Source organism: Streptomyces sp. NPDC045968 (assembly GCF_056430475.1).
The window spans coordinates 531,539-553,702 of sequence record NZ_JBWKLF010000004.1; the positions used below are offsets into that span (position 1 = coordinate 531,539).

General features: G+C 69.4%; 20 protein-coding genes. All 20 read left to right on the forward strand.

What is annotated here, in order from left to right; genetic code table 11:
- Positions 1 to 48 precede the first annotated feature (48 nt).
- The 20 genes from nrtL to AC07FA_RS15295 all read left to right on the forward strand — a co-directional run bounded on the left by nrtL (position 49) and on the right by AC07FA_RS15295 (position 22,163).
- Positions 49 to 1,110, forward strand: coding sequence for an ArgS-related anticodon-binding protein NrtL (nrtL, locus tag AC07FA_RS15200; RefSeq protein WP_479075782.1), 1,062 nt, complete (start codon positions 49 to 51; stop codon positions 1,108 to 1,110).
- A 24-nt stretch (positions 1,111 to 1,134) separates the two neighbouring features.
- Positions 1,135 to 2,526, forward strand: a complete 1,392-nt coding sequence (lysA, locus tag AC07FA_RS15205) for a diaminopimelate decarboxylase (RefSeq protein WP_479075783.1) — start codon at positions 1,135 to 1,137, stop codon at positions 2,524 to 2,526.
- A 98-nt stretch (positions 2,527 to 2,624) separates the two neighbouring features.
- The gene (locus AC07FA_RS15210) at positions 2,625 to 3,923 is read left to right on the forward strand and encodes a homoserine dehydrogenase (RefSeq protein WP_479075949.1); all 1,299 of its coding nucleotides are present in this window, start codon (positions 2,625 to 2,627) and stop codon (positions 3,921 to 3,923) included.
- A 6-nt stretch (positions 3,924 to 3,929) separates the two neighbouring features.
- On the forward strand, positions 3,930 to 5,000 hold the full coding sequence (gene thrC / locus AC07FA_RS15215; RefSeq protein WP_479075784.1) for a threonine synthase: 1,071 nt from the start codon (positions 3,930 to 3,932) through the stop codon (positions 4,998 to 5,000).
- A 322-nt stretch (positions 5,001 to 5,322) separates the two neighbouring features.
- Positions 5,323 to 6,240, forward strand: a complete 918-nt coding sequence (gene thrB / locus AC07FA_RS15220; protein ID WP_479075785.1) for a homoserine kinase — start codon at positions 5,323 to 5,325, stop codon at positions 6,238 to 6,240.
- Between the two features lie 389 nt (positions 6,241 to 6,629).
- Positions 6,630 to 8,735: a transcription termination factor Rho gene (rho, locus tag AC07FA_RS15225; protein ID WP_479075786.1), complete on the forward strand. Its 2,106-nt coding sequence runs from the start codon at positions 6,630 to 6,632 to the stop codon at positions 8,733 to 8,735.
- A gap of 279 nt (positions 8,736 to 9,014) precedes the next feature.
- Complete coding sequence (locus AC07FA_RS15230; protein ID WP_479075787.1) at positions 9,015 to 10,766, forward strand: trypsin-like serine protease; 1,752 nt, start codon at positions 9,015 to 9,017, stop codon at positions 10,764 to 10,766.
- 119 nt (positions 10,767 to 10,885) lie between these two features.
- A complete protein-coding gene (locus AC07FA_RS15235; protein ID WP_479075789.1) occupies positions 10,886 to 12,010 on the forward strand; it encodes an LCP family protein in 1,125 nt (374 codons plus the stop codon).
- A gap of 168 nt (positions 12,011 to 12,178) precedes the next feature.
- The gene (rpmE, locus tag AC07FA_RS15240; protein WP_173315987.1) at positions 12,179 to 12,403 is read left to right on the forward strand and encodes a 50S ribosomal protein L31; all 225 of its coding nucleotides are present in this window, start codon (positions 12,179 to 12,181) and stop codon (positions 12,401 to 12,403) included.
- Between the two features lie 149 nt (positions 12,404 to 12,552).
- Positions 12,553 to 13,629 carry a peptide chain release factor 1 gene (gene prfA / locus AC07FA_RS15245; RefSeq protein WP_479075790.1) on the forward strand — a complete coding sequence of 359 codons (1,077 nt, stop codon included), beginning with the start codon at positions 12,553 to 12,555 and terminating at the stop codon, positions 13,627 to 13,629.
- A gap of 42 nt (positions 13,630 to 13,671) precedes the next feature.
- A complete protein-coding gene (prmC, locus tag AC07FA_RS15250) occupies positions 13,672 to 14,517 on the forward strand; it encodes a peptide chain release factor N(5)-glutamine methyltransferase (protein ID WP_479075791.1) in 846 nt (281 codons plus the stop codon).
- A 64-nt stretch (positions 14,518 to 14,581) separates the two neighbouring features.
- Positions 14,582 to 15,229: an L-threonylcarbamoyladenylate synthase gene (locus AC07FA_RS15255; RefSeq protein WP_453528552.1), complete on the forward strand. Its 648-nt coding sequence runs from the start codon at positions 14,582 to 14,584 to the stop codon at positions 15,227 to 15,229.
- Positions 15,226 to 15,867 (forward strand): arsenate reductase/protein-tyrosine-phosphatase family protein, encoded by a 642-nt coding sequence (locus tag AC07FA_RS15260; protein ID WP_479075792.1) that lies wholly within the window; start codon positions 15,226 to 15,228, stop codon positions 15,865 to 15,867. Before AC07FA_RS15255 ends, AC07FA_RS15260 begins: the two co-directional genes overlap by 4 nt.
- Positions 15,868 to 15,975: 108 nt before the next feature.
- Complete coding sequence (locus tag AC07FA_RS15265) at positions 15,976 to 17,256, forward strand: serine hydroxymethyltransferase (protein ID WP_479075793.1); 1,281 nt, start codon at positions 15,976 to 15,978, stop codon at positions 17,254 to 17,256.
- Positions 17,257 to 17,340: 84 nt separating this feature from the next.
- Positions 17,341 to 18,705: an MraY family glycosyltransferase gene (locus tag AC07FA_RS15270; RefSeq protein ID WP_479075794.1), complete on the forward strand. Its 1,365-nt coding sequence runs from the start codon at positions 17,341 to 17,343 to the stop codon at positions 18,703 to 18,705.
- A 263-nt stretch (positions 18,706 to 18,968) separates the two neighbouring features.
- Positions 18,969 to 19,412 carry a hypothetical protein gene (locus AC07FA_RS15275; protein WP_479075796.1) on the forward strand — a complete coding sequence of 148 codons (444 nt, stop codon included), beginning with the start codon at positions 18,969 to 18,971 and terminating at the stop codon, positions 19,410 to 19,412.
- Between the two features lie 225 nt (positions 19,413 to 19,637).
- Complete coding sequence (gene atpB, locus AC07FA_RS15280; RefSeq protein ID WP_479075797.1) at positions 19,638 to 20,459, forward strand: F0F1 ATP synthase subunit A; 822 nt, start codon at positions 19,638 to 19,640, stop codon at positions 20,457 to 20,459.
- Positions 20,460 to 20,531: 72 nt separating this feature from the next.
- A complete protein-coding gene (gene atpE, locus AC07FA_RS15285; RefSeq protein ID WP_024884520.1) occupies positions 20,532 to 20,762 on the forward strand; it encodes an ATP synthase F0 subunit C in 231 nt (76 codons plus the stop codon).
- Between the two features lie 43 nt (positions 20,763 to 20,805).
- Positions 20,806 to 21,351 carry a F0F1 ATP synthase subunit B gene (locus tag AC07FA_RS15290; protein ID WP_479075799.1) on the forward strand — a complete coding sequence of 182 codons (546 nt, stop codon included), beginning with the start codon at positions 20,806 to 20,808 and terminating at the stop codon, positions 21,349 to 21,351.
- Complete coding sequence (locus AC07FA_RS15295) at positions 21,348 to 22,163, forward strand: F0F1 ATP synthase subunit delta (protein WP_479075801.1); 816 nt, start codon at positions 21,348 to 21,350, stop codon at positions 22,161 to 22,163. The genes AC07FA_RS15290 and AC07FA_RS15295 overlap by 4 nt, the downstream gene beginning before the upstream one ends.
- Position 22,164: the final 1 nt, after the last annotated feature.

A 22,164-nucleotide genomic window follows, 5' to 3' on the forward strand; every position in this document is an offset into this window, starting at 1 on the left:
GCGAAACCGGGTCGCGAAGTGCCCCCCCTCCTCCCATACGCTTGTCCTGTGACCCCGGCAGATCTCTCCAGAACCGTGCTGCACGCCGTGCGGCGCGCGGTCGACGAGGATGCCTTGCGCGCGCCCGTACCCGCGCGCGTGCGAGTGGAGAGGACCAGGCCCGGCGGCAGCGGCGACTACGCCTGCGCCGTGGCCCTCCAGCTGGCCGGTCCCGCCGCGCTCCCCGCCCGGGACGTGGCCGGGATCCTGCGCGACCGGGTCGCCGGTACGCCCGGGATCGGGCGGATCGAGATCACCGGGCCCGGCTTTCTGAACTTCACGCTCGACACGTCGGCCGACGCCGCCGCGCGCGCCGCCCTCGTCCACGAGGTACGGGAGCAGGGGCTCCGCTACGGGCGGGTCACCGCGCACACCGGACAGCTCCACCGGCTGCACCACCGGCCCGAGGTCCGGGCCGCCGTGGTCTCGCAGACCGTGTCGCGCGTCCTGCGCACGCAGGGCGGCCAGGTGCGCACCGGCTGCACCGGGACGCCCGACCCCGACTGGGAGCACCTGCGGGTCGACGCGGGACTGTACGACGGGGCCGCCGGCAGCGTCGAGCTCCGGCCCGTCCCCGCCGGAGCCACGGCCGGCGAACTGCTCGCCCGGCTCGGCCGCGACGCCGTCCTGTGGGGACTGCTCCGCCCCGCCGGTCACGACCGTGCCCCCCTCGGCGACGACCTCCTCGTGCAGAGCGAGGCCAATCAGCTCTTCCTCGTCCGCTACGCCCACGCCCGCGCCCGCGCGCTCACCCGTGGCGCCGCGCAGCTCGGGTTCACCGGCGCGTACGAGGAGGACGTCGAGGCCCCCGCGCTCCACGCCGCACTCGCCGACCACCCCGGCGTCCTCGCCGCGGCGGCCCGTCTCCACGCACCCGACCGGATCGCCCGGCACCTCGAAACGGTGGCGCACGCCTTCTTCGACTTCCATGACGCCAGTTCGCCGCTCCCCGTCGGCGACGAGAAACCCTCGGCCGCCCACCGTTCCCGGCTGGCCCTTGCCGAAGCCGCCGGGACGGTGCTGGCAGGCGGCCTGTACCTGCTCGGCATCAGCGCGCCCGAACACCTCTGAGACCCGAGAGAGCAGAACAAGACGATGAGCCGATCCGCCCACCCCGCCGGACCCCGTCACGCCGATGTCCTCCACGAAGGGCACTACGCGGCGCCGCCCGCCGATCTGAACGTCCTGGACGAGAAGGTCTGGTCCCGTACCGTCACCCGTGACGCGGACGGCGCGCTCACCGTCGGCGGGATCGAAGTCGCCCGGCTCGCCGAGGAATTCGGCACCCCGGCCTACTTCCTCGACGAGAGCGACTTCCGCGCCAGGTGCCGCGCCTGGGCCGACGCCTTCGGGCGCGACGCCGATGTGTTCTACGCGGGGAAGGCGTTCCTGTCGCGTGCCGTCGTGCGCTGGCTCCAGGAGGAGGGGCTGAACCTCGACGTCTGCTCCGGCGGCGAGCTGACCACCGCGCTGGACGCCGGAATGCCCGCCGAGCGCATCGCCTTCCACGGCAACAACAAGAGCCTGGCCGAGATCGAGCGCGCGGTAGGACTCGGCGTCGGACGGATCGTGCTCGACTCCTTCCAGGAGATCGTCCGGGTCGCCGACGTCGCCCAGCGCCTCGGCAAGCGCCAGCGCGTACAGATCCGCGTCACCGTCGGCGTCGAGGCGCACACGCACGAGTTCATCGCGACCGCCCACGAGGACCAGAAGTTCGGCATCGCACTGGCCGGGGGACAGGCCGCGGAGGCCGTCCGCCGGGCGCTCACCCTCGACGGCCTCGAACTCATCGGCATCCACTCGCACATCGGCTCGCAGATCTTCGACATGGCCGGCTTCGAGGTGTCCGCACGCCGCGTGGTGCAGCTGCTCGCCGAGGTCCGTGACGAGCACGGCGTGGAGCTTCCCGAGATCGACCTGGGCGGCGGCCTCGGCATCGCCTACACCTCCGAGGACGACCCGCGCGAGCCGCACGAGATCGCCAAGGCGCTCAGCGACATCGTCACCCGTGAGTGCGAGGCGTCCGGTCTCGCCACCCCGCGGATCTCGGTCGAGCCGGGCCGCGCCATCGTCGGACCCACGGCGTTCACGCTGTACGAGGTCGGCACCATCAAGCCCCTCGACGGACTCCGTACGTACGTGAGCGTCGACGGCGGCATGTCGGACAACATCCGTACCGCCCTGTACGACGCCGAATACAGCGTCGCGCTCGTCTCCCGCAGCTCCGACGCCGAGCCGATGCTCGTACGTGTCGTCGGCAAGCACTGCGAGAGCGGAGACATCGTGGTCAAGGACGCGTTCCTGCCGGCCGACCTCGCCCCCGGCGACCTGATCGCGGTCCCCGCCACGGGTGCGTACTGCCGTTCCATGGCGAGCAACTACAACCACGCCCTGCGCCCGCCGGTCGTCGCCGTGCGGGACGGACAGGCGCGAGTGATCGTCCGGCGGGAGACAGAGGAAGATCTTCTGTCACTCGATGTCGGCTGATGAAATAGTCATCTCAGAATCCGGACGGGTGGCAGAAACTCCCGTCCGGTGAGTGAGACTGGTCCACACATGAGCATGTATGAGAAAGAGGTCGGATGATGCGTACGCGTCCGCTGAAGGTGGCGCTGCTGGGCTGTGGAGTGGTCGGCTCAGAGGTGGCCCGCATCATGACGACGCACGCCGACGACCTCGCCGCGCGCATCGGCGCGCCGGTGGAGCTCGCCGGTGTCGCCGTCCGCCGGCCCTCCAAGGTGCGGGAGGGGATCGACCCCGCGCTGATCACCACGGACGCGACCGCCCTGGTCAAACGGGGTGACATCGATGTGGTCATCGAGGTCATCGGGGGCATCGAGCCGGCCCGGACCCTGATCACGACCGCCTTCGAGCACGGCGCGAGCGTCGTCTCGGCCAACAAGGCACTGCTCGCCGAGGACGGCGCCGCGCTGCACGCCGCCGCGGAGAGCCAGGGCCGGGACCTCTACTACGAGGCGGCCGTGGCCGGCGCCATTCCGCTCGTACGCCCGCTGCGCGAATCCCTCGCCGGCGACAAGGTCAACCGGGTCCTGGGCATCGTCAACGGCACCACCAACTTCATCCTCGACAAGATGGACACGAGCGGAGCAGGTTATTCCGAGGCGCTCGACGAGGCCACAGCCCTCGGGTACGCCGAAGCCGACCCGACCGCCGACGTCGAGGGCTTCGACGCCGCCGCGAAGGCCGCGATCCTCGCGGGCATCGCCTTCCACACCCGGGTGAAGATCGGTGAGGTGCACCGCGAGGGCATCACCGAGGTGACCGCGGCGGACATCGCGTCCGCCCGCCGTATGGGCTGCACCGTCAAGCTCCTCGCCATCTGCGAGCGCGCCGCCGACGGCAACTCCGTCACCGCCCGCGTGCACCCCGCGATGATCCCGCTCAGCCACCCGCTGGCCTCCGTGCGCGAGGCGTACAACGCGGTCTTCGTCGAGGCCGACGCGGCCGGCCAGCTGATGTTCTACGGCCCCGGCGCCGGTGGCTCGCCGACCGCGTCCGCGGTCCTCGGCGACCTGGTCGCGGTCTGCCGCAACAAGCTCAACGAGGCCACCGGCCCCGGTGAGTCCGCGTACACGCGTCTGCCGGTCAGCCCCATGGGCGAGGTCGTCACGCGGTACCACATCAGTCTCGACGTGGCCGACAAGCCTGGCGTACTCGCCCAGGTCGCGACGGTCTTCGCCGAACAGGGCGTATCCATCGATACGGTCCGCCAGCAGAGCCGACAGGACGGAGACGGCGAGGCATCCCTCGTCGTCGTCACCCACCGCGCGCCCGACGCCGCCCTCTCGGCGACCGTCGAGGCGCTGCGCAAGCTGGACACCGTGCGCGGTGTCGCCAGCATCATGCGTGTTGAAGGGGAGTAAGGACCCATGACCACCAAGGGCACCCACCAGTGGCGCGGCATCATCGAGGAGTACCGGGACCGCCTTCCGGTCACGAACACGACGCCGGTCGTCACGCTTCGTGAGGGTGGCACGCCGCTCGTCCCCGCTCAGGTCCTCTCCGAGCGCACGGGCTGCGAGGTGCACCTCAAGGTGGAGGGCGCCAACCCCACCGGTTCGTTCAAGGACCGCGGTATGACGATGGCGATCACCCGCGCCAAGGAGGAGGGCGCGCAGGCCGTCATCTGCGCCTCCACCGGCAACACCTCGGCCTCCGCCGCCGCCTATGCGGTGCGGGCCGGCATGGTCTGTGCCGTCCTCGTGCCGCAGGGCAAGATCGCGCTCGGCAAGATGGGGCAGGCGCTCGTCCACGGCGCCAAGATCCTCCAGGTCGACGGCAACTTCGACGACTGCCTCACCCTGGCCCGCTCGCTCTCGGACAACTACCCGGTGGCACTGGTCAATTCGGTCAATCCGGTCCGTATCGAGGGCCAGAAGACCGCCGCGTTCGAGATCGTGGACGCGCTCGGCGACGCGCCGGACATCCACGTCCTGCCCGTCGGCAACGCGGGCAACATCACCGCGTACTGGAAGGGTTACACCGAATACGCGGCGGACGGCATGGCCGCGCGCACCCCGCGTATGTGGGGCTTCCAGGCTTCCGGGTCCGCGCCCATCGTGCGCGGCGAGATCGTCAAGGACCCCTCGACGATCGCCACCGCGATCCGGATCGGCAACCCGGCGTCCTGGCAGTACGCGCTGAACGCGCGGGACGAGTCGGGCGGCTTCATCGACGAGGTGACGGACCGTCAGATCCTGGCCGCCTACCGCCTGTTGGCATCCCAGGAGGGCGTCTTCGTCGAGCCCGCGTCGGCCGCCTCGGTCGCCGGTCTGCTCAAGGCCGCCGAAGAGGGCAAGGTCGACCCCGGCCAGAAGATCGTCTGCACGGTCACGGGCAACGGCCTCAAGGACCCCGACTGGGCCGTCGCGGGCGCCCCGCAGCCGGTCACCGTCCCGGTCGACGCGGTCGCCGCGGCGGAGAAGCTGGGCCTCGTCTAGGCCGTACGGCCAGGCCGGGAACAGCGGTAGGAACCAGCTCAACCGCCCCTTTTCGGGGCGGAGAGCGCATAGGAGGCGTGCGACACGCATCGTGCGCCTCCTGTGCGCCCTATGTCGCGACAGAACCTTCCTTCGATAAGCTGTACCCACACGCTCCGCCGTGGTCGACGCGGTGCAGCTGCCGTCGTGGCCGTCGGGTCCGCCACCGGATATCCGCCGCATCCGCAGCCGCGACCCCCACAGCCGCCCCGCTCCACACCCCCGCACGCCGATCCACCACGCACCACATCCCCGCCGCCTTACAAGGAGAGTCGTCCAGCCGATGGCCGGTCCCGCGTTCCGAGCTGCCCCCGTCCGGGTGCGCACCCCCGCGACCAGCGCCAACCTGGGCCCGGGCTTCGACGCCCTGGGCCTCTCACTGGGGCTGTACGACGATGTCGTGGTCCGGGTCGCCGACTCGGGACTGCACATCGACATCGCCGGTGAGGGCGCCGACACGCTGCCCCGCGACGAGAGCCACCTCCTCGTACGCTCCCTGCGCACCGCCTTCGACCTGCTCGGCGGACAGCCCCGGGGCCTGGAGATCGTCTGCGCCAACCGCATCCCGCACGGCCGTGGCCTCGGTTCCTCCTCCGCCGCCATCTGCGCCGGCATCGTCGCCGCCCGCGCCGTGACGACGGGCGGCGACGCCCGCCTCGACGACGCGGCCCTGCTGGAGCTCGCGACCGAGATCGAGGGCCACCCCGACAACGTCGCGGCCTGTCTCCTCGGCGGCTTCACGCTCGCCTGGATGGACGGCGGAGCCGCCAGGGCGATCAGGATGGACCCCGCCGATTCCGTCGTTCCGGTGGTTTTCGTGCCGGGCAGGCCCGTCCTCACCGAGACCGCCCGCGGTCTGCTCCCGCGCACCGTCCCGCATGTGGACGCCGCGGCCAACGCCGGTCGTGCCGGACTGCTCGTCGAGGCCCTGACCAGGCGTCCCGAGCTGCTGCTCGCCGCCACCGAGGACCGGATCCACCAGGAGTACCGGGCGCCCGCGATGCCGGAGAGCGTGGACCTGGTCAACCGTCTGAGGGCCGACGGCGTCCCTGCTGTCATCTCAGGCGCGGGCCCCACGGTCCTCGCGCTGACGGATGAGGGTTCGGCCGACAAGGTGGCCGGACTGGCGGGCGAGGGATGGGCCGCGAACCGGCTCGCACTCGACGCCACGGGTACGAGCGTGCTGCCGCTCGCCTCGTAGTCACATGTGATTACCGGTGAGTGAGAGGGGGAATGTTTGTTGGAGCCGGTAGTGTTAACCTCAAGTCTGCAACCGACGTCTTTGTGGCGCGTTGCTTCGTGTCCCCGTCCGGGACCACCATTCTTCCGGGAGCCTCCCCAACTGCCTGAGCAGCCTGCCTGAGCAGTTTCGAGCACGCTCCGGAACCGGCACGACACCCCCTCGCTATGTCCAGGAGTGGGCCGAGCAGGGGGATCTCGCGCCGGACCCCGCACATTCATCTCTCCGCCGTACCCGGCGGACCACCGCCCCGGCAAGGTCCGCGATCGAGAAGATCACAGACCGCAGTCGGACAGCACAACCGGTCGCCGAGCCAGAAGGCCGACGTCCGCTCCAGGGAAGGACCCTTCGTGAGCGACACCACCGATCTGATGGGCGTGACTGCCGACAAGAACGTCGACAGCGCCGCGCCCGCCGAAGGTGCTGCCACTGGCACCACCGCACGGCGCCGCCGCTCCGGCACCGGCCTCGATGGCATGGTCCTGGCCGAGCTGCAGCAGGTCGCGTCCGGCCTCGGCATCAGGGGCACCGCGCGCATGCGCAAGAGCCAGCTGATCGAGGTCATCAAGGAGGCGCAGGCCGGGGGCTCCTCCGCTCCCAAGACTGCCTCCAAGGCCGCTGCGGCCTCCGCCGGCACGGACACCGAGAGCAAGCCGAAGCGGCGTGCCACGTCCAAGGCCCGCACCGGGGACGAGGCCGCCGCCTCGCCCGAGAGCAAGGCCACGGCCCAGCAGCAGATCGACATCCCCGGCCAGCCGGCCAATGACGACCAGCCCACGGGCGAGCGTCGTCGGCGCCGTGCGACCGCCCAGGCGGGCAGCCCCGACACCAAGACCGACGTCAGGGCGGAACCGCAGGCCGAGCCGAAGAGCGAGGCCCGTGGCGACGACCGCGGCGAGGCGAAGGCCGAGGCCAAGGCCGAGTCCGCCGTCGACAACGCCGAGGGCCGCCGCGGAGACCGCCAGGACCGCGGCCAGCGCGGTGAGCGTGGTGACAGGGGTGAGCGTGGCGACCGCGGTGAGCGTGGGGACCGCGGCGACCGCGGTGACCGTCGTGATCGCCAGCGCGACCGCCGTGGCAAGGGCGACGACCAGGGCCAGCAGGGCGGCGGCGGCCAGCGGCCGCAGCGCCAGGGCCAGGGTCAGACCCAGAGCCAGGGCCAGGCCGGCCAGGGCCAGCAGGGTGGCGGCCCCCAGGACGACGGTTACGACGACGAGGGCGGCCGCCGTGGCCGCCGGGGCCGTTACCGGGACCGCCGTGGCCGTCGTGGCCGCGAGGACTCCTTCGCCCCCGACGTACAGGTCGCCGACGACGACGTCCTGATCCCCGTCGCGGGCATCCTGGACATCCTCGACAACTACGCGTTCATCCGGACCTCCGGCTACCTGCCCGGCCCGAACGACGTGTACGTCTCGCTCGCCCAGGTCCGCAAGAGCGGCCTGCGCAAGGGTGACCACGTCACGGGCGCGGTACGCCAGCCCAAGGACGGCGAGCGGCGCGAGAAGTTCAACGCGCTGGTCCGCCTGGACTCGGTGAACGGCATGGCGCCGGAAACCGGCCGCAGCCGCCCCGAGTTCCAGAAGCTCACCCCGCTGTACCCGCAGGACCGGCTCCGCCTGGAGACCGACTCCAACGTGCTGACCACGCGGATCATCGACATGGTCGCGCCGATCGGCAAGGGCCAGCGAGGCTTGATCGTGGCCCCGCCGAAGACCGGTAAGACCATGATCCTGCAGGCCATCGCCAACGCGATCACGGTCAACAGCCCCGAGTGCCACCTGATGGTCGTCCTGGTCGACGAGCGTCCGGAAGAGGTCACCGACATGCAGCGGTCGGTGAAGGGCGAGGTCATCTCCTCGACCTTCGACCGCCCGGCCGAGGACCACACCACGGTCGCCGAGCTGGCCATCGAGCGCGCCAAGCGTCTCGTGGAGCTGGGTCACGACGTGGTCGTCCTGCTCGACTCGATCACCCGTCTGGGCCGCGCGTACAACCTCGCGGCGCCGGCGTCCGGACGCATCCTGTCCGGTGGTGTCGACTCGACCGCGCTGTACCCGCCGAAGCGCTTCTTCGGCGCCGCGCGCAACATCGAGGACGGCGGCTCGCTGACCATCCTGGCCACCGCGCTCGTCGAGACCGGCTCGCGCATGGACGAGGTGATCTTCGAGGAGTTCAAGGGCACCGGCAACATGGAGCTCAAGCTCGACCGGAAGCTCTCGGACAAGCGCATCTTCCCGGCGGTGGACGTCGACGCGTCCAGCACCCGTAAGGAAGAAATCCTTCTCGGCACCGACGAATTGGCAGTCGTCTGGAAGCTGCGCCGGGTGCTGCACGCACTCGACCAGCAGCAGGCGATCGAGCTGCTGCTCGACCGCATGAAGAAGACCCAGTCCAACGCCGAGTTCCTTCTGCAGATTCAGAAGACGACTCCCGGCAGCGGCAATGGGAACGACTGACCGGAAAGCTGAAGAGGGACAGTTCAACCGTCCCTGAAATCCGCCCCGTTACCTCGGTGACGGGGCGGATTCGTTTTACCTTCCCCCGTAGTCCCCCTTTCGTTGATACTGGCGTACGATCTGCGTCAGTTGAGGTGGGGGGCCATCCCGGCAGCACCACAGAGGCGTAAGCCCTGTTTTGTGCTGCCCTGCTGCGTGCAGTCGTTCTGCCGAGCCCCCGCCATTCCACGATCCGGTGGGCTTTCGCGTGCCGCCGGCTCCGATACGAAGGATCGCCGCGTGCACATACGCACCAGGGGGGGCCGGCACTCGCGCCGGCTCAAGCTCGCCGTTCCGGCCGTAGCCGTCACAGTCCTCGCCCTCGTGGGCACAGGGCTCACGATGTCCAGCTCGCAGGCCGATGAGCTGATTCCGCCCGTGCCGGTGGGCGCCGTCGAGCGGCCCACCGCCCCGTCGGACGCCGAACTCCGCGAGCGCGTGGCCAACTCGGCCGAGGCGGAGCGCACGGCACTCGCGCCGTCCAGGCTCAGCGCCTCGGACGACAAGACCCCCGCCCCGATGGTCATCGGCGGCACGGAGACGTCCATCTCCAGCGCTCCGTGGATGGCGCAGCTCTGGTACGACGACGGCAACCAGGGTTTCTTCTGCGGTGGTGTGGTGATCGCGCCCACCAAGATCGCCACGGCGGCGCACTGCGTCAAGGGCTTCGACTGGGCCGCGAACGGCACGGTCGTCACCGGCGCGAGCTCCACCGAGACGGTCGGCTCCGGGAAGGTGACCTGGCCGTACCGCCAGTGGAGCCACCCGCAGTACAACGGCGCCACAGGGGCCGCTGACAACGACGTCGCGGTGCTCACGCTGTTCGACGCGGTCACCGTCAAGCCGCTGCCCGTGATGTCGAAGACGGACACGGCTCTCTACGCGGCCGGCACACAGGCCAAGGTCTACGGCTGGGGCCGCACCAGCTCGACCGACAACGAGATCTCCACGACGCTGCGTACGGCGACGCTTCCGATCGTCTCGGACGCCACCTGCGCCAACTCGTACGGGAGCGACTTCAAGGCCGGCCACATGGTCTGCGCGGGCAAGACGGGCGCGACCGACGCCGAGACGACCGGAGCCTGCAACGGTGACTCGGGCGGCCCGCTCGTGGCCGGCGGCAAGCTGGTCGGCATCGTGTCGTGGGGCATCACGAACTGTGTCGGGGAGGGCGCGTACAGCGTCTTCAGCAAGGTGAGCACCTACGTTCCCGCCATCAACGCGCGTGCCTACGACACCAACATGAACTGGGACCACCGGGCCGACCTGATGGCCCGCAAGTCGAGCGCGCTGTACCAGTTCAACTCCACGGGCACCGGGATGACCAAGGGCAGCTGGAGCGGCGACTGGAGCGGCATCAACCTCCTGCTCCAGACCGACCTCAACCGTGACGACTACCAGGACATGCTGATCCGCACCACGGACGGCAGCCTGTACTGGCAGTGGTACAACACCGCCGCCGGAGACCTGGGTGAGTGGGAGGTCAAGAGGCTCGCCACCGGCTGGGGCTCCCGCAAGCAGATCCTCGCGCCCGGCGACCTGACCGGCGACGGCCACCCCGACATCCTGTCGACGGACTCCGCCGGTGTCTTCTGGCTGTACCCCGGCCTGGGCAACGGCTCCTTCGCCACCCGGAGCAAGATCGGCAGCGGCGGTCTCAACTTCAATATGGTCCGCGGCAGCGGCGACTTCACCAACGACGGCAAGGCCGACATCATCGCCCGCGGCAGCGGCGGCAAGATGTACCTCTTCAAGGGCACCGGCAAGGCGAGCGCCCCGTTCGCTTCCAAGGTCCTCGTCAGGACCTGGGACGTCGCCAACGCGCTCGTCACCACGGGTGACTTCAACGGCGACGGCATCGCGGACATCATCGTCCGCCTGAAGACCGGTGAGCTGTACCTCTACCCGGGCACCGGCCAGGCCAACAGCAACATCTTCGGCGCCCGCAAGCTCCTGGGCACCGGAGGCGCGAGCTACAACCTGTTCGGCTGATCACAGACCGCAGCAGTCCCGCGAAGAGCCCCCGCGTCCTGGACGCGGGGGCTCTTTGCATATTGGAACAATCGTGTGTAAGTCTTCTCAGCCGCAAACCCGTCACGGAATGTGAGCAGATGCCGGACCACACGAGCGAGACCACGCGGATCGGACCGCGGCGCCCGGGCGCCAGGGGCCGCCGCCGCAAGCTCCCCGAGCGCAGCCCCCGGCGCACGGCACTGCGCGTGTCCGCGTGGGTGCTCGCCGCGGCCGTGGTGCTGGGCGGTGCGGGGTCCGGTTACGTCTACTTCAAGCTGGACGGCAACCTCTCCAGCGTCGACATCGACGCCAAGCTGGGAGCCGACAGGCCCGACGACGTCGACAACGGGTCGCAGGACATCCTGGTGCTCGGCTCCGACTCCCGCTCCGGCGCCAACGACGCGTACGGCGCCGACGAGGGGGCCGCCCGGTCGGACACCGCGATGGTGATGCACGTCGACAAGGGCCACACCTCGGCCTCCGTCGTCTCCATCCCGCGGGACACGATCGTCGAGCGCCCCGCCTGCACGGGCGATGTCACCGGTGAACCGGTGGCCGCGGACGACCGGGCGATGTTCAACACGGCGTACGAGGTCGGCGGACCGGCCTGCGCGGTGAAGACCGTCGAGACCATGTCCCGCATTCGCATGGATCACTACATCGAGGTCGACTTCACCGGCTTCAAGAAGCTCATAGACGAACTCGGCGGTGTGAACATCACCACCGAGCAGGCGATCAACGATTCCAAGAGTCATCTGCGGCTGAAGCCCGGCACGCACAGACTCGACGGAGAGGAATCGCTCGGACTCGTCCGCACCCGTAAGAGCGTGGGCGACGGCAGCGACCTGGGCCGTATCCAGTTGCAGCAGGCGTTCATCAAGGCGCTGATGGAACAGGCGAAGAGCGTCGGGGTGTTCTCCAGCCCGAAGAAACTCCTCGGCCTCGCCGACGCGGCGACGAAGGCCGTCACCACCGACTCCGGCCTCGGCTCGGTAAAGGAACTCGCGTCATTCGCGAACGGGCTCAAGGGCCTCGGCCCGAAGAACGTCCATATGGTCACGATGCCCGTGCAGTACGACCCGGCAGACCCGAACCGCGTCATACCCATGGAGAAGTCCGCCCGGCAGGTCTGGGCCGCCCTGAAGCAGGACCGGGTGATCCCCGCCTCGGCCACCGCGAAATCCGCGGGCGACAAGGGAACGGCCGGACAGGTCGTCCGGTGACGCCGTATCCGCAGGAGTGACGCCGTATCCGGGGGGCCGGGAATACGTGGGGCCGGACCCCGGTTTTGGGAGATACGCCCAGTCCTGGCAGACTGGTACGTCGGCCCCGGTTCACGGACGCGCAATCCGCGCGGACGACCCGGAGCCCTCCCGAAACTAGGAGACACCTTGAAGCGCGACATTCACCCCGAGTACGTCGAGACCCAGGTCAGCTGTACCTGCGGTGCGTCGTTCACCACCCGGAGCACCCTCGGCAACGGCGCGATCCGCGCCGACGTCTGCTCCGAGTGCCACCCGTTCTACACGGGCAAGCAGAAGATCCTCGACACCGGTGGCCGTGTGGCCCGCTTCGAGGCCCGCTTCGGCAAGGCTGCCGGCTCCGCCAGCAAGTAGCGAGCCACTGCGCCGGTTCTCGGCGCCCTCATTCCAGGGGGCGTCGGGGCCGGCGTTTTTTCCGGCCGGACGTCCGGGGGAAGCCCCCGCAACCGCCGGACAGCACGCCCTTCAGCAGGCCCGTCGACGTAACCAACCAGGAGCCCCCGATGTTCGAGGCGGTCGAGGAACTGATCGGTGAACACGCCGATCTCGAGAAGAAGCTCGCCGACCCGTCGGTCCACGCGGACCAGGCCAACGCGCGCAAGCTCAACAAGCGCTACGCGGAGCTGACCCCGATCGTCTCCACGTACCAGTCCTGGAAGCGCACCGGCGACGACATCGAGACCGCTCGCGAGTTCGCCGCCGACGACCCGGACTTCGCCGCCGAGGTGAAGGACCTGGAGAAGCAGCGCGAAGCACTCACCGAGAAGCTCCGCCTCCTCCTGGTCCCGCGCGACCCCAGCGACGACAAGGACGTGCTCCTGGAGATCAAGGCGGGCGCGGGCGGCGACGAGTCGGCCCTGTTCGCCGGTGACCTGCTGCGCATGTATCTGCGCTACGCCGAGCGCGTCGGCTGGAAGACCGAGATCATCGACTCCACCGAGTCCGAGCTCGGCGGGTACAAGGACGTCCAGGTCGCCGTGAAGACCAAGGGCGGCAACGGTGCCACCGAGCCCGGCCAGGGCGTGTGGGCCCGGATGAAGTACGAGGGCGGAGTGCACCGCGTGCAGCGCGTGCCCTCCACCGAGTCCCAGGGCCGCATCCACACCTCGGCCGCCGGTGTGCTCGTCACCCCCGAGGCCGAGGAGGTCGACGTCGAGATCCACGCCAACGACCTGCGCATCGACGTCTACCGCTCCTCCGGTCCCGGCGGCCAGTCCGTCAACACGACCGACTCCGCGGTCCGCATCACGCACCTGCCGACCGGCGTCGTCGCCTCCTGCCAGAACGAGAAGAGCCAGCTCCAGAACAAGGAGCAGGCCATGCGCATCCTGCGCTCGCGGCTCCTCGCCGCGGCCCAGGAAGCGGCCGAGCAGGAAGCCTCCGACGTCCGCCGCAGCCAGGTCCGTACCGTCGACCGCTCCGAGAAGATCCGTACGTACAACTTCCCGGAAAACCGCATCTCGGACCACCGCGTCGGCTTCAAGGCGTACAACTTGGACCAGGTGCTCGACGGTGACCTCGACGCCGTGATCCAGGCATGCGTCGACGCCGACTCGGCCGCCAAGCTCGCCAACGCGTAACCACGCCCCGCCCCGCCCGTAACCCCCGTACGGAGAACCGCGATGAACCTGCTGCTCGCCGAGGTGGCCCAGGCCACCCAGCGGCTGGCCGACGCCGGTGTCCCTTCACCGCGATTCGATGCCGAGGAACTCGCCGCGTTCGTGCACGGCGTCAAGCGGGGCGAGCTGCACAACGTGGCGGACCGGGACTTCGACGCCCGCTACTGGGAGACGATCGCCCGCCGCGAGGCCCGCGAACCCCTCCAGCACATCACCGGCCGCGCCTTCTTCCGCTACCTGGAGCTCCAGGTGGGTCCCGGCGTCTTCGTGCCCCGCCCGGAGACCGAGTCCGTCGTCGGCTGGGCCATAGACGCCGTCCGCGCGATGGACGTCGTCGAACCGCTCATCGTCGATCTCTGCACGGGGTCGGGCGCCATCGCCCTCGCGATGGCGCAGGAGGTGCCGCGCTCGCGTGTGCACGGCGTGGAGCTGTCCGAGGACGCCCTCAAATGGACCAGGAAGAACGCCGAGGGGTCCAGGGTCACCGTCCACCGGGGAGACGCCGCAACGGCCCTTCCCGAGCTCGACGGCCAGGTCGACCTGGTCATCTCCAACCCGCCCTACATCCCGCTCACCGAGTGGGAGTACGTGGCACCCGAGGCCCGTGACCACGACCCGGAGATGGCGCTCTTCTCCGGCGAGGACGGCCTCGACACCATCCGGTCCATCGAGCGGACCGCACACCGCCTGCTGCGCCCCGGCGGCCTCGTCGTCATCGAGCACGCCGACACCCAGGGCGGCCAGGTGCCGTGGATCTTCACCGAGGAGCGGGGCTGGGCCGACGCGGCCGACCACCCTGACCTGAACAACCGGCCCCGATTCGCGACCGCCCGCAAGGCCATGCCGTGACCGGTGACCCGCACCCGCACGACCCGTACCCGCCATACCCGTACATGCTTGAGGAGGCCGGCTGATGGCACGGCGATACGACTGCAACGACGCGACCGACCGTACGACCGGCCTGCGTGAGGCCGCGTCCGCCGTCCGCCGCGGCGAACTGGTCGTGCTGCCCACCGACACCGTGTACGGGATCGGTGCGGATGCCTTCAGCTCCGAGGGCGTCAGCGATCTGCTCGACGCCAAGGGCCGCGGCCGCAATATGCCGACGCCCGTCCTGATCGGCTCCCCGAACACCCTGCACGGCCTGGTCACCGACTTCTCCGAGCAGGCGTGGGAGCTCGTCGACGCGTTCTGGCCCGGCGCGCTCACCCTCGTCGCCAAGCACCAGCCCTCGCTCCAGTGGGACCTCGGCGACACCCACGGCACCGTCGCCATCCGGATGCCCCTGCACCCGGTGGCCATCGAGCTGCTCACCGAGGTCGGCCCGATGGCCGTCTCCAGTGCCAACCTCACCGGACACCCCTCGCCGGAGGACTGCGACGCCGCCCAGGAGATGCTGGGCGACTCCGTCTCCGTCTACCTCGACGGCGGCCCGACGCCCGGCATCGTGCCGTCCTCCATCGTCGACGTCACGGGCAAGATCCCGGTCCTGCTGCGCGCCGGCGCGCTCTCCGTAGAGGAGCTGCGCAAGGTAGTACCCGACCTCGAGGTGGCCAATTGACCGCCCCTGAGGGGCGTGGCATAGCGGGGCAGACCGACACTTTCCGCATCCTCCACGTCAGCACAGGCAATGTCTGCCGCTCACCGATCACCGAGCGGCTGACCCGCCATGCCCTGGTGGACCGCCTCGGCGATCCGCTCAGCGGCGGCCTGATCGTGGAGAGCGCGGGCACCTGGGGGCACGAAGGCGCCCCCATGGAGGCCAACGCCGAGATCGTCCTCGCCGACTTCGGCGCGGACGCCACCGGCTTCGTCGGCCGCGAACTGCTCGACGAGCACGTGATCCGCGCCGACCTCGTGCTCACCGCCACCCGCGACCACCGGGCCCAGGTGATCTCCATGGGCCATTCGGCCGGGCTGCGGACGTTCACCCTCAAGGAGTTCACCCGGCTGGTCCGGGCCATAGACCCCGCCACCCTCCCCGACCCGCGCGACGAGGGTGTCGTCGAGCGCGCCCGCGCCCTGGTGCGCGCGGCGGCGGCGCTGCGCGGCTGGCTGCTGGCGCCCACCGCCGAGGCGGACGAGGTGTACGACCCGTACGGCGCCCCGATCACGTTCTTCCGTTCCATCGGCGACGAGATCAACCAGGCACTCGACCCGGTGGTGACCGCCCTGACGGGCGTACAGACCCCGCACTGACCCTGCGCCGACCGGCGGTACCGGGCCGTCCGGCAGCGGGCAGCGGTCCACGCACGGGCCTACATTGGTCGGAGAGAGCCCACCCCTCCCCAGGCCCGGAGCCGTCAGATGCCGGTCACCACTCCAGCCGCACCCGCGGCCGTGTCCCGCTCGCGCACAGCCCTCCCGCAGGACTTCGGCGCCCTGCTCCGGGAGGACCCGGAGATCGCCGACGTGCTGCTGGGGGAGGTGAACCGGCAGGCGGGCACCCTCCAGCTGATCGCCGCCGAGAACTTCACCTCGCCCGCGGTCCTCGCCGCCCTCGGCTCGCCGCTCGCCAACAAGTACGCCGAGGGCTACCCCGGCGCCCGTCACCACGGCGGCTGCGAACAGGCGGACGCCGCCGAACGGATCGCGATCCACCGCGCCACCGCCCTGTTCGGCGCCGAGCACGCCAACGTCCAGCCGCACTCCGGCTCCTCGGCCGTGCTCGCCGCCTATGCCGCCCTGCTGCGCCCCGGCGACACCGTGCTGGCCATGGGACTCCCGTACGGGGGGCACCTCACCCATGGCTCGCCCGCCAACTTCTCCGGGCGCTGGTTCGAGTTCGTCGGCTACGGCGTGGACCCCGACAGCGGTCTGATCGACTACGCGCAGGTCCGCGCCCTGGCCCGGGCCCGGCGCCCCAAGGCCATCGTGTGCGGTTCCATTTCGTACCCCCGTCATCCCGACTACGAGCTGTTCCGGGAGATCGCCGACGAGGTCGGTGCCTATCTGATCGCCGATGCCGCCCACCCCATGGGCCTGATCGCCGGGGGAGCGGCGCCCAGCCCCGTGCCGTACGCGGACGTGGTCTGCGCGACCACGCACAAGGTGCTGCGGGGGCCGCGCGGCGGCATGATCCTGTGCGGTCCGGAACTGGCGGAGCGGATCGACCGCGCGGTGTTCCCGTTCACCCAGGGCGGCGCCCAGATGCACACGGTCGCGGCGAAGGCCGTCGCCTTCGGTGAGGCGGCGACTCCGGCGTTCGCGCTGTACGCCCATCAGGTGGTGGCCCACGCTCGCGTGCTCGCCGCCGGTCTGGAGGACGAGGGCTTCGACGTCACCACCGAGGGCACCGACACCCATCTGATCGTCGCGGACCCGGCCCCCCTGGGGGTCGACGGCCGTACCGCCCGTGAGCGGCTGGCGGCGGCGGGCATGGTCCTGGACACCTGCGCCCTGCCCTACGGTGACGCCCGGGGCATCAGGCTGGGCACGGCCGCCGTCACCACCCAGGGCATGGACGAGGCCGACATGGCGCGGATCGCGGTGCTCTTCGGCGCCGCGGTCCGGGAGGCCGGTGACGCCGGCCATCTGCTGGCGGAGGTGCGGGAACTCACGGAGAGGAATCCCCCCTATCCGGGGTAGGCGAAGCAGGTGCAACCATCTCCCGTACCGTGGAGTCCTTGTTCTTGAGGCTAGGGTGTGGGGCTGAGATGGCCGGCGATTTCTGTGGGGCAGCCCGTGCGTGATTACCTGCTGACGCTCTGTGTCACGGCCGCAGTTACCTATCTGCTGACCGGGCCGGTGCGAAAGTTCGCCATCGCGATCGGGGCCATGCCCGCGATCCGTGCGCGTGACGTACACCGAGAACCGACACCGCGGCTCGGTGGCATCGCCATGTTCGGCGGACTGTGCGCGGGACTGATCGTCGCCGCCCATCTGAACAACCTCACGGACGTCTTCGAACTCTCCAACGAGCCGAGGGCGTTGCTCTCCGGCGCCGCGCTGATCTGGCTGATCGGTGTCCTGGACGACAAGTTCGAACTCGACGCGCTGATCAAGCTCGGCGGGCAGATGATCGCCGCCGGCGTCATGGTCATCCAGGGCCTCACGGTCCTGTGGCTGCCGATCCCCGGAGTGGGCACGGTCGCCCTCACCCAGTGGCAGGGCACGCTGCTCACGGTCGCGCTGGTCGTCATCACCATCAACGCGGTCAACTTCGTGGACGGCCTGGACGGTCTCGCGGCCGGCATGGTGTGCATCGCCTCCGCGGCGTTCTTCCTCTACACCTACCGGCTCTGGTACGGGTACGGGATCGAGGCGGCCGCCCCCGCGACGCTCTTCGCGGCGATTCTGATGGGCATGTGCCTCGGGTTCCTGCCGCACAACATGCACCCCGCGCGGATCTTCATGGGCGACTCCGGATCGATGCTGATCGGTCTGGTCCTCGCCGCGGGTGCGATCTCCGTCACCGGTCAGGTGGACCCGGACAACATGAAGCTGTTCGAGGGCAGCGAGCGGCAGGCGACCCACGCGATGCTGCCGGTCTTCATCCCGCTGCTCCTGCCGCTGACGATCATCGCGATCCCGGCCGCCGACCTGGTGCTGGCGATCGTGCGGCGCACCTGGAACGGTCAGTCGCCGTTCGCCGCCGACCGCGGGCATCTGCACCACCGGCTGCTGGAGATCGGCCACTCGCACAGCCGGGCCGTCATGATCATGTACTTCTGGTCCGCGCTGATCGCCTTCGGTGCGGTGGGGTACTCGGTCCACTCGGCGTCGATGTGGATCGTGCTCACGATCATGGGGGCGAGCGCGGTGGGCCTGATCCTGCTGCTGATGCCCCGCTTCACGCCCCGCACCCCGGACTGGGCCGACTCCTTCGTACCGCCCCGCTACCGGCGCCGCAGGCACGCCGCCAGGTCGGAACGGGTCGTCGCCCATGGGCAACAGGGCCCGGACGAACCGCAGATGGCGCCGGAACCTCCTGAGCGGACCCCGGTGGCCGTCGGGGTCTCGGGCGTCAACGGAGCGACAGCGATCGGCTCCCACGCGCGTACGCACGACCGGCGCAGGGCTGATTCATCGCGTTGACGTTTCGGGCATCAATGCCCATTACCAGACAATGCGTTGCCTTGTCGCGCGCAAACGCGCAGGGTCACTCTCATGTGTGACAGTTGGCACACTTTTCAGGTAAAGACCTCATCAAATAGTTTGTGATACCGTTCACGAGACCTGGTGATAGAGCCGAAGGACCTTGGTAAGAGGGTCCATTGGCCGAGCAACGACTCGCACCGGGCCTACGCTCGTCCATGACGACACCACTGCCCATCCCCCTGTAAAGCGGAGCTGCCGCCATGCCGTCCAACGACGTCCGGACTCTCCTCCAGGCCGCCGTACCCACTGCTGCCGCCGGCGCTGTCGCCGCTGCGATCAGCGGTGCGGTCGCCGGTGGCAAGGGAGTCCTGGGCGCGGTCGTTGCGACGCTGGTGGTGATCCTCTTCATGGGGATCGGGCTGATCGTTCTGCAACGGACCGCCAGGTCCCTCCCGCACCTGTTCCAGGCGATGGGGCTGATGCTGTATACGGCACAGCTCCTGCTGCTGTTCATTTTCGTCGCCGCGTTCAAGGACACCGAGGTGTTCAACCCGAAGGCCTTCGCGATCACGCTGGTCGCGACGACTCTCGTGTGGATCGGCGCACAGGCGCGTGCGCACATGAAGGCCAAGATCCTCTACGTCGAGCCCGAGTCCGACAAGGACAAGGGTGACAAGCCCGGGAACACGGGGTCGTCGACGTGAAGGGTAGGGGCGGAATAAGCACAGGTTCGGGACCCTGCTATCGTCCGGTTCCAACTGCGGCACTGCGGGCGCGGGCATGTGAGCTGACGCCTGCTCGATCGCGAGGCTCAATGCCTGACTGCCGCTCACACATCCGTAACACCAGTCCAGTGCCGAACCGCGGCTGCGCGCCGCGCCGACACAACGAGGTTGCCGTACCTATGCGCCACGCTGAAGGAGCCCGCGGTGAGTGCTGACCCGACACAGGTGCTCGCCTTCGAGACCGATTGCCACATCTTCGACGGTTGTGGTTTCCCGGCACCCGGCTTGCACTCGTTCCTGTTCGAGCCGCTGTGGGGTGACCCGGACAGCAACTTGTACTTCAACAAGCCGATGCTGCTGGCGCTCCTCGGCTCGCTCATCATCGTCGGCTTCTTCTGGGCGGCTTTCCGCAAGCCCAAGATGGTCCCCGGCAAGCTGCAGTCGGTCGCGGAGATGGGTTACGACTTCATCCGCCGCGGCATCGTCTACGAGACGATCGGCAAGCGCGAGGGCGAGAAGTACGTTCCGCTCGTCGTCTCGCTGTTCTTCTTCGTCTGGATGATGAACCTCTGGTCGATCATCCCGGTCGCCCAGTTCCCGGTGACGTCGATCATCGCGTACCCGGCTGTACTGGCCGCGATCGTCTACGTGCTGTGGGTCAGCCTGACCTTCAAGCGCCACGGCTTCATCGGTGGCTGGAAGAACATCACGGGCTACGACAAGTCGCTCGGCCCGGTGCTTCCGCTGGCCATGTTCATCGAGTTCTTCTCGAACCTGCTGGTCAGGCCGTTCACCCACGCGGTGCGACTCTTCGCGAACATGTTCGCCGGTCACACCCTCCTGCTGCTGTTCACGATCGCCAGCTGGTACCTGCTCAACGGCATCGGTATCGCCTACGCCGGCGTCTCGTTCGTGATGGTCATCGTGATGACCGCGTTCGAGCTCTTCATCCAGGCGCTGCAGGCGTACGTCTTCGTACTCCTGACCTGCACCTTCATTCAGGGCGCGCTCGCCAAGCACCACTGAGCACCTGCTCCCTGACCACACAGTCGTCGGTGGCCAACCCCCACCGGTTCGTAAAGAAAAGGAAGAACAGGCATGTCCCAGACCCTTGCCGCTGTCTCCGGTTCGCTCGGCTCCATCGGTTACGGCCTCGCTGCCATCGGCCCCGGCGTCGGCGTCGGCATCATCTTCGGTAACGGCACCCAGGCTCTCGCCCGTCAGCCCGAGGCTGCCGGCCTGATCCGCGCCAACCAGATCCTCGGCTTCGCCTTCTGTGAGGCGCTCGCCCTCATCGGTCTGGTCATGCCGTTCGTCTACGGCAAGTAGATCTTCGGATCCACGACCAGCCAACTAGACGAAAGGCACTGATGTGAGCCAGCTGCTTACGGTCGCGGCCGAGGAGATGGAAAATCCCCTCGTCCCGCCGATTCCAGAGCTCGTCATCGGCCTCATCGCCTTCCTCATCGTTTTCGGTTTCCTCGCCTGGAAGCTTCTCCCGAACATCAACAAGGTTCTGGACGAGCGTCGCGAGGCCATCGAAGGCGGTATCGAAAAGGCCGATGCGGCCCAGACCGAGGCACAGAGCGTTCTTGAGCAGTACAAGGCTCAGCTCGCCGAGGCCCGCCACGAGGCCGCTCGTATGCGCCAGGAGGCGCAGGAGCAGGGCGTCGTCATCATCCAGGAGATGAGGGCGGAAGGTCAGCGGCAGCGCGAAGAGATCATCGCCGCCGGTCACGCCCAGATCGAGGCCGACCGCAAGGCCGCGGCCTCCGCGCTGCGTCAGGACGTGGGCACGCTCGCCACCGCCCTGGCCGGCAAGCTCGTCGGCGAGTCCCTCGAGGACCACGCCCGGCAGAGCGGCACCGTCGACCGTTTCCTCGATGAGCTCGAGGCGAAGGCCGAGGCTGTCCGATGAACGGAGCGAGCCGCGAGGCGCTGGCTGCCGCACGTGAGCGTCTCGACGCACTGACCGACAACACGTCGGTCGACGCGGCGAAGCTCGCCGAGGAGCTGGCAGCCGTCACCGCGCTGCTCCACCGCGAGGTATCGCTGCGCCGGGTCCTCACCGACCCGTCGCAGGGCGGCGAGGCCAAGGCCGAGCTGGCCGGACGGCTGCTGAGCGGTCAGGTGGGCGGCGAAGCCGTGGACCTGGTCTCCGGCATGGTCCGCTCCCGCTGGTCGCAGTCGCGTGACCTGGTCGACTCGGTTGAGGAGCTGGCGAACACCGCAGACCTCACCGCGGCCCAGCGCGCGGGTGCACTCGACGACGTCGAGGACGAGCTGTTCCGGTTCGGCCGGATCGTCGGTTCCGACAAGGGACTGCGTTCCGCCCTGACCAGCCGGACCGCGTCCACCGCCGCCAAGGGCGAGCTGCTCCGCAGCCTGCTCGGCGGCAAGGCGCAGCCGGTCACCGAGCGACTTGTCACGCGCCTCGTGACCGAGCCCCGTGGACGTAGCCTGGAAGCGGGACTCGACTCCCTGGCCAAGCTCGCCGCGGAGCGCAGGGACCGCATGGTCGCCGTCGTCACCTCGGCGGTACCGCTGTCCGATCGGCAGAAGCAGCGCCTCGGCGCCGCCCTGGCGAAGATCTACGGCCGGCAGATGCACCTGAACCTGGACGTGGACCCCACGGTCCTCGGCGGGATCTCGGTGCGCGTCGGTGACGAGGTCATCAACGGCACGATCGCGGAGCGCCTCGAAGAGGCCACCCGCCGGATGGCCGGCTGAC